Genomic DNA, 12,898 nt, shown 5'->3' with positions numbered 1-12,898 from the left:
GGTGCCAAACCTTAGTGTATATATCAGAGCAACATCATTTTCCTCTATTGATAAAACATTCAATTCATAATAACTATAATATTTCCGTATTCTAATTATTATGATTACAAAGGTGTAAACTTCCCTTTATTAGAAGCACACAATATTGATGACCTCATAATAATCACAAACTGGGCTCTATTCTGGCGAAGCCAGGTCAGAAGCAAAAATCACCAAAAAGATAATTTTTACGACACTATTTCACAACAGGAAAGATTATCGACTTTTGACAATAAATTAATTATTAATATAGTGAAAATAAATTTACAAAATTAAACAACAAGTTAGTCGAGAAATATAAACTCATGCTAATATTTATTATTCCACCGGCTGTTTACAGGCAATTTATAGATTGATATTGTGAATATATAAGAGATTAAGAATCAAAAGATTCAAGCGCATCGACCAAATTAGCGCAACGTCTCAATAACTAAACCAAAAGGCTAAACACAATGTCAAACCCTCTACAGCTCTCTCGCGTAGCTGAAATCGCGACTCTAGAATCCGGCATTCAAGAAACTAAGCATCTGCTTAATGACATCTCAAACGCATATGAGCGTGGCTTGAAGGCTTCTCAAATCGAAATTCACACCAATAAAGCAAACGCATTTGAAGATGCTAAATTAGCGCTACAGAAGAAAGTGAAGCTATTCATTGATGGCGAAAACCAAAAACTCAGCGCAAAGAAAAGCAGCTTCGACAAAGCGCTATATCTACACACGTTAGCGATGACTTCTGAGCAAGAAAAAGAAGCAATAAACAAAATCAAGTCCGCATCGCTGCTGCTAGTTCCGCGCCGTATGAGCACTGAAATGCTCGCTGATGAAATCTGCAAGGTTCTTACTGACGAAAAAGCGGAGTCAGTAATTAAGGTGTGCGCCTCTTTCATCGAACACATGAAAAACAAAGTACGCAAATTTCACTCGATCGATGAAAATGACTCTGACGTGACAGTTATCGAGCAAAACTACTCAGATCTTGGCGACATCTGCGAAAACAACGACAGAAAAGAGCTGCATCTAATCACCGGCCCAACTGGCTCTGGCAAGACTGTAAACACGCTTCTTCCAACTTTCGAAGGCGCTTGCTACGACGATAAAATGCCACTCTTAATCAATGGCTCAAGAGTCCTCGCAGCTGCAATGCTCAACCCTGATGACCCGCGCTACTACCGTTGGGCTCATATCGAAAAAACTAAAGGCGTTCTGGGCGTGGTCTATAAAATGATGCTGGATGATGCATATAAAGATCATCGCAAAGACAGCAAAGTGCTCATCATTGATGAAATCGAAGACGTACTAGACCTTTGCACACAAACCATCGCCGGTGACGGCTCGCTGGAAGCATTGAAGCTTCTTAACGAGCGTTTAGATGCTCAGATTCACAAAACTCCGCTGGCAGTGATTTCTGATGCAATGATGAGCCAAAACACATTTGAACGCCTAAAGAGAATCGCAAAGGCATCAGGCAAAAAAATCTTTGTTCACAGACCAAAGGTGCAAGCAAAAAACACGAAGGTTACTGTGATGACCGAAGCTCAATGCACCGGCAAAATCAACGAAGCATCAAAGAAACTACAGAACGTATTTGTTTATAACGATGGCTCTCAAGATGGTAAAGAGTCTAAGTTCAACGCCAGGTACAATTCTCTCAAAGCAGATAGCAAAGTTCAGGTAAACGCAGCATTCATGCACTCTATTCGAGCTCATGAGCTAAGCAGCCCTGCCTCCTTTGCTGACAAGCATCAAGTTATTTTCGCGTCACCGGCGGCGAAGTGTGGGCTTTCAATTCCCAACCAAAGCTATAAAACATCAGCAATTTTTGGTTATGGCACCAGTGCTCCAAATGATCTACTTCAAGCCGCTCACAGGGCTCGTAACACTGAAGAGATATTTCTTGCTCTGAGCATCAAAGGCAACACTCACTACTCAGCAAATGCAGATCGGGTTCTGATTGAAATGATTCTTAAAGACCAGAAGGAGGACCTGTCTAAAGCGTCATTCGACGGTATGATGGGAGACAAAACTCTCAAGATGATTGCGGAACGAAGCGCGTAAATACTACGAGTTCACTACTATCACGATGTTCGAACAAAACGGTTACAAGATCGAGTATTTGAATGAAAGTAGAACCGGCAAGAACAGCCATCAAAAACAAGGCGCTAAAGCTAACGAAGCTGGCGCGGCAATTGAGAAAGAAGAACGATACGCTGGCATTATCAATGCTGAGCTCATCGCTGAAGAGGTTGCTATACAGCGCAGAGCTGACGGGGACGTTAACACTCAACAACGCAAGTTTGAGCTTGAGAACTACGAACTGCGAAAGTTCTACAATACAGAAAAAGTGGACACTCTTCTTCTTGATTTCGACCATTCGGGTCGAGGCCGCAAGCAAGTGCGCAACCATATGATGAGCAGAGGTGATGTTTACGGCACTTCTCTGAAAGACCAGTTTAATGCACTTACCGTGAAGACGTTTTTCGAGATGGTTAGCACTAGGGATGACTTCAAGTTCACTTCAGAAGATCAAGGCGCAGAAATCAAAGCATGGGTAGAAACCGGAATCCTTGAGATCGGCGAACACCAAGAGCTTGTCAAAGACTACTTCTTCCGAGTATTCCCAAACGCTAGGTTTGGTAACTCGACTTTAACAACGCTAAAAGACATTCTAGATGCAGAGTTCGGCATGACGCTGAAAGCCTGCAATGATCAGCCATACAAACGAGATGACAAAAAGCAGAAAATAAAAAACAAGAGCGGCAAGGGCTATCAGCGTCACTGTCACCGAGCATTTATCGCTACAATGCACGAAGTGGTTGAATTCTTCTTAGCTGCTCATGCTGGAAAGATAACGGTACTTAGCCTTACTGAAAGCCCATCAGAACGCGAAAATGGTAAATGCGAAGTGGTAGACGTAGGTTTGCCAAGAAAGACGTCAGATCAAGAACTCAGAGAGGCGAAGGCAAAATCTGACTCTATCGATCAAGCCATCAAAGCTCTCGTCGCATAAATTGAGCACAAAAAAAGAGCACTCGACCAAAAGTGCTCTTTTCATAAACCAAAGGTTCAATGTCAGAAGCCATTCAGCTTCTAAATACTATTATACCAGCGTGAATAATTATTGCACTATATATCGCAATGACAAATGTTCTTTATTGCATTTTCCGCAATTAAATTCCGGTCTTGATAAAAGTGATCGCTGCAAACCTTACATACGGTATGACAAAAAGGAAAAAGAAAAGATCTTTAAAATGTCTTCTTGCATGATTAACGAAGTCAGAGCCTAACCCGTAACACTGATAAAAACCTTCTGGCCATTCGTCATTATAAGATAAGTAAGGGTCGCATACGCTAAATGTTCTCATGAACTCAAACCGAAGATCGACTTGCCAATACGACATAGCAACGCCAATAAAAATAATGAAAATCATCGTGCTACCTCCTCTGCAATTTAGGGGAACTCTTCTGTTTTATTTATTTTGATTCGGATAATCCGCTCTAAAGTCAGTTAATTCAAAGCGACAATCGTAATCGCAATTGGGCTTCGCGAGCTTATTAAATTCATCAACAAATGCAGCGCTGTAGCCCGATGTATCTAGATCCATTGAACGACTTGCTCGAAGCTGGTAGAGGAGCTCAAATTGAGCATTTGAACCGAATTTACGGACAAACCAGTTATAAGCCTGCCCATAATCTGGGTACTCATTATCGCCATGAGTTGCGTAGTAGTCAGCTCCGTCCGAAGCATTAATAACATCAAGCGTACGACGAGAATGATTTCCAGTGTTTGCTTTCATACCTGAAAGCACGATAGCCTGGCCTTCGCTAAACCAACGCTCTAAGGATGCCCCACCAATTGTCGGCTCTGTTATTGTTGCTTGTAGATGATGAATCACCTCGTGGGTAGCAATTTGTAAATCATCGCTGCGCTGAGTAGCAGATTTCGCTGCCACTTCAAACCCTTGTCGCGTACCCATGCCCCACTCCGAATTTGAACGAGAAGCAGATAGGCAAACCACCATTTTCTCAATGTTCTCCGGAATTACGCCAAACAAGCCAAGTTCGTTTTCAACATCAATTCCCTGATTAACCATTTCGTTGTAAAGGTCATAATAAAGCGTTAGCTCATCATTGGCGGACATAGCTGCAAGTGCGACACGAATTGCACGACGTGCAGAGTCCGTGTCAGTTGCAAACTTTCCTGAAAAGCTTGATAAGTTTGGAACAATCTCAGAGCCATAAGAATGAGTAACGAGATTGCCATTAAACACATTCTCAAGAATGCTTTGATAATGAGCACTGTTGTACTCAGCAACAAAGCCAGTATTGGCATAAATGCTCTCGATCATTTGTGTGATTCCTTGAGATGCCGCCACTGATATACCAGATTTCATATCGATATACTTGCTGTGACTAATTTTCATTGCTGCCAAAGCACGATCTAAAGCCCACTCCCCCAAAGTTGCACCCCAGCGAAAATCGTCAGCTGGCAAAGAATCAGAACCGACCACAATAACTCGCGCAGATTCGTAGTATCGATCTGATGACCGCCCTTCACCGTACCCGCAATAACCCAAGTCATTTTGGTTGTCTGGATCTAAATTCCTTACTATCGCAGAAGACGAGTTTGCTGGATCGTACATACTCTTGAAAGAGCCATTCACATAAGAACTAAAGCTAATGCCTGTTGAACCCGAACCTGCTGAACCGGTATCAGAACTCTCTTCACCACTGCCACCGCAGCCAACCATTGAAAGAATTAAAGATGCCACTATCCCTACGCTGAATATAATCTTGCGCATATTTTCGCTCCCGATTGTTGTTGATTTTTCGCTAGAATGGCAACGACTTACTGTCGTCAAATCTCATTTCAAACTGCTCGACTACTTGCAAAATTGGCTGCGCTTTGCGCCATAAAATCTGTTTGCACATGTGCTCCCATTGCGGATTTGGTGCATACTCCTGTGATTTGATGAGACCAGATATACAAGCTAATGTGTCGGTGTCCCCGCCAATGTACTGGCAAGCACGAACAGCAGTCTCGACGTTATGCGACTGATAAAGCGCGATAAAGATTGCAAGCGGTACAGTCGTCACCGCGCTAGCATCACAACTCACGGCTTCGGTACGCATTTTTGCCAAATTGTGGGAGTGCGTCTTGTCTACGTAGTAATCCCAACGCTGATAAAGCTCTTCGCAAATTTCTTGTGCAGAAATACGCTTGCGCATCGCCCACGTCACCCATGCTACAGCTTGAGCACCATTAATTGCTTCTTGATGTGAATGCGTAGCTTCTGCTGCTTTCTTCGCTAAGAGAAGCACTTCATCTTCGCTCTCAAGATAGCCAAGTACCCCAGTCCGAGCCGCTGGCCCGTTCGTATAACTGTTATCAGATGGCTGGCCCGTCCTCATCCAGTACGAAAAATTGGGTCCAAACTTACAATCGTTGAATGCCCCCGCGTAAAGGCGGTAGTACATAGCGAAATCGTCACTATCATCCAGCATGGCATGCGCTGTGGCTGCCAAAAGTATCGAGTCATCTGTCGGATGTGCCCTATGGCAAAACATCTTTGCTTCACTCAGGTTATAAGTTCTCAGTTTTGATCCCTCAAGCAGCGATCCGGCAATATCTCCAATGATTCCACCTATCAAATGGTCACCTCTTACTTGATTTTGCCAATTTCTGCACTCACATATACTCGAAATTCGATGTCCGAATAATCACGAGCAGGCAAGCTGTACATATTGATGAATCGCTTATTTCGGTAAGCTTGGATGTGCCAATACAGAGCGTAGTGATGGTAAGGAAACGAGCCAACTTGATAGACATCCTGACCATGATAAGGCTTTCTATGGTCAATTATCTCACTTAGCATTTCTCTTACATCGCGCTCTTTATATAGAGCTTGAAATCTCAGGAAGTTGCACATATGCAAACGAACTTTCGCGCTGCTTAGCACTTTTAGATTCTCGCCATCACGATTCAAGACTAATGACTTAAGTACTGCTCGATTGATATCGCGGTATGTTTCAGAGATAAGTAGCGCTGTCTCGCTATCTGTTAGATTGCGTATATCTAACTCAAGTCTTTCGGCTGCTTGTTCTACGAACATGATTTCACCAATTCGTCGAATTCTTCTAAATCGTTCAAATCAATGTTATCCAAGTCAGCACTTGACTCAGCAGTACAGATTGATAGTCGATTTGGCGGCAAATTTGGCAACTGATTCTCCGTAGATTGTAAAAGTGTATCGATGATGCCGTATTCATCGTCCTCCTCTTTAGTGCAAATATAAACGATGAACGTGTCTAGCTCAGCATTCATGGGACTTTGACAAGCACACATACAGAACTGCACTGACTCTCTGTCACTCACCTGCACTTTGAAGAAACTCCGAAGATCTTCAGCAATTGGTGCGTAAGGCAACACTCCAATAAATTTATCTACGCTGACATAGTTGTGCTTCTTGATAAATTTATCGACGTCGGGCGAGAGTTGAATAACCAGGGTCTCCATTTGTTCAAGAGTATCGCGCATGCCTGGTTGAGTAGTAGTAATCTCAATCAAGCGCTCGTACTTCTTGCGATCAAAATTTGGTTTAGTTGTCATAGTTCAAACTCCTGTTGTGAGGATGTAAAGTGCCCTACGCTGGAAGCGCATGATGCTTGTTTCTTTGATTGAACTATTAGAAATTAAGAATATAACTTGCTGTTGAGCAATGCTGTCTCAAACAAGCTCGCTGTTTGCTGTGATGATTTGAAGAAAAAGAAATCGACAATGAGAATTATGATGATAAGCAAAGCAATGTATCTGAAAGAAATGAATCTAAACATTTGATATACCCCTCGCTGAGTGGACAAGCATATTACCACAAATATCAGTTGACATCAAGTTATTTTTGTGATCCACCACTTGTGCTGAGTGGGATCAGGTGTTTTTCTTCGATTTTTGCCTTATTCGTAGAAAAAAATTAGGTAGCAATCAGAAGCACAACCTTCAGATAGATGTATGGCGGGTGGCTTTGCTAAATCCGGATTAACTTATATATTGACCACCAAAGTGTTGGCTTGGATTTTTTTAGACCAACACAATCTTATTACCTGAAATTACAACTAAAGTCTCAATTTCCTTTTTAGAGTACGCCATTTTTCGGGATTTTTTTTAAACTCTTGCCTGATTTCAAATAGATATCTAATGTCAGATAAATACTCAGGCTCTTTTGGTGCTTCAACTACACTGACTTCTTTGAGTAAATCCCTCCGATTTAAAGCATAAGTTAATGATATAGGACGTACTATCTCATTTTTGTCATTTTTTCTTCCAGCGTAATAATCAGTCAATATCTGTTCATGAGACAGATCCCAAGTCAATTTGTTATAAGGAAAAAACAATAACCCTAATTTTTGTGTCCGAAACTTCACAACTGTAGCAGCGCCCTTTTTGTCTGGATCTTGAACAACTACATATTCAATAAACTTAGATACATACTCATGATATTTCTGCCTTCCCTCCACTGTTGATAAATCCAAGTCTTTGACAGCATTATAGTCGTAGTTCGACGAAACTTTAGTCAGCTCATCTCGTTTATCATACAAAACATCGAGAGTATTGTTCGCTTTATCCATTTGAGAGCGAAGCAATTTGATTGTTTCAATATGCTCTGCCAATTCTATCTCACTAGATAACGATAAAAGGTATTGTTGCTTGGATTTGATATCACCATCAATAGTCGAAATCTCTGCCTCAAGCTTTTTGTAAGAACTATCGATCAATCGACTATAATCTAAGCCCACCAAACTCTGAACAAGGTGCTTCTCTATTGGATCATATCTCGTGAATTTTTGCGTACAACCTTGATTATCAAGTCTTGAACGACAACGAAGTTTAGGGTGACCGCGTGACGTTTTTGAGTAACTTAGAATATTTCCGCAGCTAGGACACCTTAGTAGACCACGAAATAAATTAGGAAACGAACTGCCAACTCTTCCTTTGACGGAGATTGGAAATGTACTCTGTAAAGCTAGAAATTTCGGGTTGTCGATGACGCGAGGATAGTAGTTTTCAATAGGAGCCCCTACGGGTACTTTCTTCGTCTTACCATCAACCTCCTTATGCTCTACACGCTGGAACTCACCTTTAAGTTGTATCATTTTTAGATACTTATTAACCACTTCAGTACGCCACGGCTTTCCACTAAAGCTGGAAATATTATTCTCATTCAGATATTTAGTAATCCTATGACAACCATAACCTTCCAACTTCATATCAATCATCTTTGTAAGCACTTCAACATGCTCAGGAATTAGCTCAAAGTGCGTTTTGCACGATGAAAGCCTCATCCACGCGGGACAAACAGAGGTACGTTTCTCACCTCCTTCCGCTTCATCACGGCGTTTCTTGTCAAATGTTGCTTTGATCCGCTGAGATTTCTGTTCACTCTCCATGTGAGCTAAGTGAAAGGCTGCGGTTAGGAGCAGGTCGACACCCATATCAAGTTGTTCATCGTGAGGTATGATGAGGGAAAACTTAGTAATAGCCACATCAACTTTGTACCGCTTCAACTTTGCAAACAATTGACGGCTGTGATCGGCTGGTAAACGGCTTAATCTGTCAACAGCCTCAACAATCAACAACGACTTTTCTTTAATCTCTCCTTGTTTAGCAGCTTCTAAAAAAGCCCCAAGTCCGCCATTTTGACTCGTGTTCTTCCCGTAATATGCAGACAAACCCGCATCTACAATTTCGTCGACTAGTTGATAGCGGTATTCTGTATTAACCTTGTTCTCTGTTTCAATGAACTTTTCCGCTCGTTCAATTTGTCGTTTTAAACCTTCCCCTTCTTTTGCTTGGCTCTCTTTACTAACACGCGAATATATATAGGCATCTCTGATTTCCATATCGTCTCCTATAAAAAAAGCCACTGTTTACAGTGGCTTAATATATCAAAATTAGTAGCTATGATTATTGGTTAAGTAACACCATTGACTGCTGTACTATAACATACTCTTCATTAGTTGGAATTACCATGGCTACAGCGTCAAGCATTTCTGAACGAGCGATAACGCCAGCATTGCCAAAACGCGCGGCTTCATTACCTTGCTCATCTTCAACAAAACCTAATAACTTAAGGTTATTTAGGATCTCGCGACGAATCGGTAATGAGTTTTCACCAATACCGCCAGTGAAAATGATCGCATCTAATGACGTTAGTGGAACTAGATATGAACTAATGTATTTAGCAACGCGGTATGTGAAAACTTCAAACGCTAATTTAGCGCCTTCATGCCCGTTTTCCATTGCCTCGAGGATACCACGCGCATCAGAAGTGACTCCAGACACACCAAGGAAACCTGACTTTTTGTTCAGCGCATCAAATACGCGCTCTTGAGACCAGCCTTTTTTCAGCAAAAATTCAATGATGCCTGGGTCAAGGTCGCCACAACGTGTGCCCATCATTAGACCTGATAATGGGGTAAATCCCATCGAGGTATCAACAGAACGGCCTTTTTCAATCGCACACACTGAGGCACCGTTGCCAAGGTGAACGGATATAAAGCTCGCATCGTCAATTGACTTATTAAGCATGTGTGCGGCTTCACGGCTCACATAGTAGTGGCTAGTACCGTGGAAACCGTAACGACGAATACCGTAGTCGCTGTATAGCGTGTTGCAAATCGCGCCTGTGAATGCTTTTTTCGGCATTGTCTGATGGAACGCTGTATCAAACACCGCAAATTGTGGCAGTGACGGGAACGCTTCCAACGCAGCGCGAATACCGATAGCGCCAGCGGGGTTATGCAATGGTGCGAGATCGGCAAGTTGCTCAATTTCTTGAGTGACCGCTTCATCAATGCGTACGGTTTGAGTGAACTTTTCGCCACCGTGAACAATGCGGTGCCCCACAGCAACGATATCTTGTGCCAACGCTAATTCTTCGGTTAATCCTACTAATGTGTTGATCGCCAATTTGTGATGGCTCTCGTCGCCTTGAATGGCCACTTCACGTTTGTCACCGTTGAATTTCCAGCTCATGCGAGAATCTTCAAGACCAAAGCACTCACCAAGACCTGAAAGCACCGCCTCACCTGTTGCTGAGTTAATAACCGCAAACTTTAGAGAGGAACTGCCGGAGTTGATCACCAGTACATACGAATTAGACATGAATTAATTATCCTGTTGTAGGGCGGAATGAATTGCGTTGTTGTGATACTCATTATTCAATATTTTTTTAATGGTTCAACAATTTTTTAGTAAACGATACAAATTTGATAGAGGTAATTTGATCTCAAACAAGTTTGAGGCTCTTTATACTGGTTGTTATCACTCTTTGCCAACGTATTTTTTTTGTTTCATTCATTAGCCTGAGTTATCAATAATTATTGTTATATGAATTCAATAGCCTAGGTTTACGCACAGCCCGTAACACATCCTCACTAACTTGATAAAGCTATACCTCGACACACAGTGAAACCCGAGACATCTTAAGCGAAAATGTGTTCCTCACTCTGTTTGCGACAATTCTTTTTGATTTAACTAATTTTACATCTAGACACTCAAAAAAAGTTGAGCAAACGTTTATATCCAAACCACTTGAAGATGCAGGTAGGCGGCAGACGAGCAAAGCCTCTGAGCACTTCGTGAACATAGATAGACTGTGTGATGAGGTTTGTGAGAGCCCGCCAACAACGCTGAAACTTAAAGTGGAAAGGGTATGCCATTCTTTTGAAAACAGAGCGCTCGGCAAAAATCAATGAATTCCGCCAAGGCGGTCGTTTTGTCACGGCAATAAAAAAGCCGAGCTAGATGCTCGGCTTCAACAATAACGAATAACTTTAATTAAGCGTCGGTACGACGGCCACGGCCATGACCACGCTCGCCACGGTGCGCACCACGGTGATCGCCACCACGGTTGCGATCAAAACGACGTTCACCACCTTCGCGGAACCCGCCTTCACGCTGACCTTCGCGATTGCCACGATAACCACCGCCTTCGCGATTACCTTCACGATTGCCTTCGCGGTTGCCACGGTAGCCGCCTTCACGGTTTCCATCGCGGTTTCCACGGTAACCGCCACCATCGCGAGCACCTTCACGGCGACCACCACGTGATTCGCGGAAATCATCAAAGTCACAAACTACTGCGCCCACATCTTTTTGACGAATGCGCAATTTGCTTAGACGTGATGCAGCTTGAGAGCTCAACGCTTTTGGCAACTGAACAAATGTGTGGCCTGGTGCCAATTTGATTGCACCGATAGAGCCTTTGCCCAAACCAAGTTCATTTGCCAATGCACCCACGATGTCTTTAACTTGAACGCCTTGATCGCGGCCAACTTGCAATTGGTAAGTATCCCAATCTTGTGGCGCGCTGTTGAAACCACCTTCACGACGTCCGCCTTCACGGCCACCATCGCGACCTTCACGACGATCACGACGACGATTCTTATCGCGTTCAATCGCTTCGATCATTGGATCCGCGCCTGTATAGAACAGTGGGCGTTTACCTTGTTGACGCTTAAGCAAAATCGCGGCAAGAGTGGTTGCACTCACTTCCAATGACGCTTCAAGCTTTTCAATCAGTTCAACAAATTTGTCCAACGCTTCATGATCTTTTTCTGCAGTCAACTCAGCAGCAAGCTTAGTTAGGCGAGCTTCTGCAACTTGGTCGCGCAGCGGAAGTTGGATCTCTTCCATGGTCGATTTTGTCACGCGTTCAATGGTGCGTAGCATACGAATTTGGTTAGTACGAACCAACAAAATCGCTTTACCTTGACGCCCAGCGCGGCCAGTACGACCAATACGGTGGATGTATGACTCAACATCAAATGGAATGTCGTAGTTAAATACGTGCGTGATGCGCGGCACATCAAGACCACGAGCGACAACGTCGGTAGCAACAAGAATATCAATCACACCACGTTTAATGTGGTCAACGGTACGCTCACGCAATGATTGCGGAATGTCACCGTGCAGTGCTGCCGCTTTAAAGCCACGTGCAGATAGCCAATCAGCTAAACGCTCGGTATCTTGACGAGTACGAACGAACACGATAGACGCATCTGTTGCTTCAGTTTCAAGCATACGATACATCGCTTCGTCTTTCTCAACGCCTTTAACAACCCAGTATTGCTGTTCTACTTTGTCTACCGTGTGGTTTTTGCCTGCAACGTCGATGGTGACAGGGTCACGCAAAAAGCGCTCAACAATGTTCTTCAACATCGGAGGCATGGTTGCTGAAAACAAAACGCGCTGCGCAGATTCTGGTGCGTGCTCCATGATTTCAGTGACATCGTCGACAAAACCCATGTTTAACATTTCATCGGCTTCATCAAGAACAAATGTGTGAACTTCATCTAGGTGCAAACGCTCACGATTGATCAAGTCTTGTACACGACCTGGTGTACCGACAACAACGTGAGCACCATTTTTAAGTGCACGCATTTGATCAACGATTGACGTACCGCCATAAATTTCAAGAACTTTAAGGCCGTTAATGTTTTTACCAAGGTTCTTCATCTCAGCCGCAACTTGGATTGCAAGCTCACGCGTTGGCGCAAGTACGATGGCTTGAGGTTTACGTTGGTTTAGATCAAGTTTATTCAGCAGTGGCAATGAGAATGCCGCTGTTTTACCGGTACCCGTTTGTGCTTTACCGAGCGCATCTGAACCTTCTAAAAGGTGAGGGATAGCGGCCGCTTGGATTGGAGTTGGAGAGACAAAGCCCATACCTTCTAGAGCAGACAGGATGGCATCATTCAGTTCTAAGTCACTGAATTGAATTACAGAATCTTGCATTGGGATCCTACTATATATAACTAAAAAAACGGTCCCGACAGCTCTACCAATTCCAATACTGATC

9 protein-coding genes are annotated in these 12,898 nt (G+C 43.2%); 2 read left to right on the top strand and 7 right to left on the bottom strand.

Going from position 1 to position 12,898, the window contains the following annotated elements; translation table 11 throughout:
• Positions 1-491: 491 nt before the first annotated feature.
• Together HGP28_RS13090 and HGP28_RS13085 are read left to right on the top strand one after the other, a co-directional pair.
• Positions 492-2,096: a P-loop NTPase family protein gene (locus HGP28_RS13090; RefSeq protein ID WP_168836921.1), complete on the top strand. Its 1,605-nt coding sequence runs from the start codon at positions 492-494 to the stop codon at positions 2,094-2,096.
• Between the two features lie 25 nt (positions 2,097-2,121).
• Complete coding sequence (locus HGP28_RS13085) at positions 2,122-3,048, top strand: hypothetical protein (RefSeq protein WP_168836920.1); 927 nt, start codon at positions 2,122-2,124, stop codon at positions 3,046-3,048.
• A 460-nt stretch (positions 3,049-3,508) separates the two neighbouring features.
• On the opposite strand, the gene HGP28_RS13080 is transcribed toward HGP28_RS13085, so the two are convergent.
• The 7 genes from HGP28_RS13080 to HGP28_RS13050 form a co-directional block, all read right to left on the bottom strand.
• Positions 3,509-4,840: a hypothetical protein gene (locus HGP28_RS13080; protein WP_168836919.1), complete on the bottom strand. Its 1,332-nt coding sequence runs from the start codon at positions 4,838-4,840 to the stop codon at positions 3,509-3,511.
• Between the two features lie 31 nt (positions 4,841-4,871).
• The gene (locus HGP28_RS13075; protein WP_168836918.1) at positions 4,872-5,690 is read right to left on the bottom strand and encodes an ADP-ribosylglycohydrolase family protein; all 819 of its coding nucleotides are present in this window, start codon (positions 5,688-5,690) and stop codon (positions 4,872-4,874) included.
• A gap of 11 nt (positions 5,691-5,701) precedes the next feature.
• On the bottom strand, positions 5,702-6,151 hold the full coding sequence (locus HGP28_RS13070; protein ID WP_168836917.1) for a hypothetical protein: 450 nt from the start codon (positions 6,149-6,151) through the stop codon (positions 5,702-5,704).
• Entirely contained in the window at positions 6,142-6,648 is a 507-nt protein-coding gene (locus HGP28_RS13065) for a hypothetical protein (protein WP_168836916.1), read from the bottom strand. Before HGP28_RS13065 ends, HGP28_RS13070 begins: the two co-directional genes overlap by 10 nt.
• Before the next feature lie 503 nt (positions 6,649-7,151).
• On the bottom strand, positions 7,152-8,936 hold the full coding sequence (locus HGP28_RS13060; RefSeq protein ID WP_168836915.1) for a recombinase family protein: 1,785 nt from the start codon (positions 8,934-8,936) through the stop codon (positions 7,152-7,154).
• 64 nt (positions 8,937-9,000) lie between these two features.
• Entirely contained in the window at positions 9,001-10,200 is a 1,200-nt protein-coding gene (locus HGP28_RS13055) for an acetate/propionate family kinase (RefSeq protein WP_168836914.1), read from the bottom strand.
• A 675-nt stretch (positions 10,201-10,875) separates the two neighbouring features.
• On the bottom strand, positions 10,876-12,834 hold the full coding sequence (locus HGP28_RS13050; protein WP_168836913.1) for a DEAD/DEAH box helicase: 1,959 nt from the start codon (positions 12,832-12,834) through the stop codon (positions 10,876-10,878).
• Positions 12,835-12,898: the final 64 nt, after the last annotated feature.

The sequence above is a fragment of the Vibrio agarilyticus genome (assembly GCF_012641465.1).
In the GTDB taxonomy this organism is placed as follows: Bacteria; Pseudomonadota; Gammaproteobacteria; order Enterobacterales; family Vibrionaceae; genus Vibrio; species Vibrio agarilyticus.
The sequence above is the reverse complement of the archived record's forward strand: the minus strand, read 5'-3'. Positions and strand labels throughout refer to the sequence as shown.

Bases quoted from the DNA above. Each gene is read 5' to 3' on its own strand.
- HGP28_RS13065 (WP_168836916.1), bottom strand. From the start codon at position 6,648: ATGACAACTAAACCAAATTTTGATCGCAAGAAGTACGAGCGCTTGATT.
- HGP28_RS13050 (WP_168836913.1), bottom strand. From the start codon at position 12,834: ATGCAAGATTCTGTAATTCAATTCAGTGACTTAGAACTGAATGATGCC.
- HGP28_RS13090 (WP_168836921.1), top strand. From the start codon at position 492: ATGTCAAACCCTCTACAGCTCTCTCGCGTAGCTGAAATCGCGACTCTA.
- HGP28_RS13060 (WP_168836915.1), bottom strand. From the start codon at position 8,936: ATGGAAATCAGAGATGCCTATATATATTCGCGTGTTAGTAAAGAGAGC.
- HGP28_RS13055 (WP_168836914.1), bottom strand. From the start codon at position 10,200: ATGTCTAATTCGTATGTACTGGTGATCAACTCCGGCAGTTCCTCTCTA.
- HGP28_RS13070 (WP_168836917.1), bottom strand. From the start codon at position 6,151: ATGTTCGTAGAACAAGCAGCCGAAAGACTTGAGTTAGATATACGCAAT.
- HGP28_RS13080 (WP_168836919.1), bottom strand. From the start codon at position 4,840: ATGCGCAAGATTATATTCAGCGTAGGGATAGTGGCATCTTTAATTCTT.
- HGP28_RS13085 (WP_168836920.1), top strand. From the start codon at position 2,122: ATGTTCGAACAAAACGGTTACAAGATCGAGTATTTGAATGAAAGTAGA.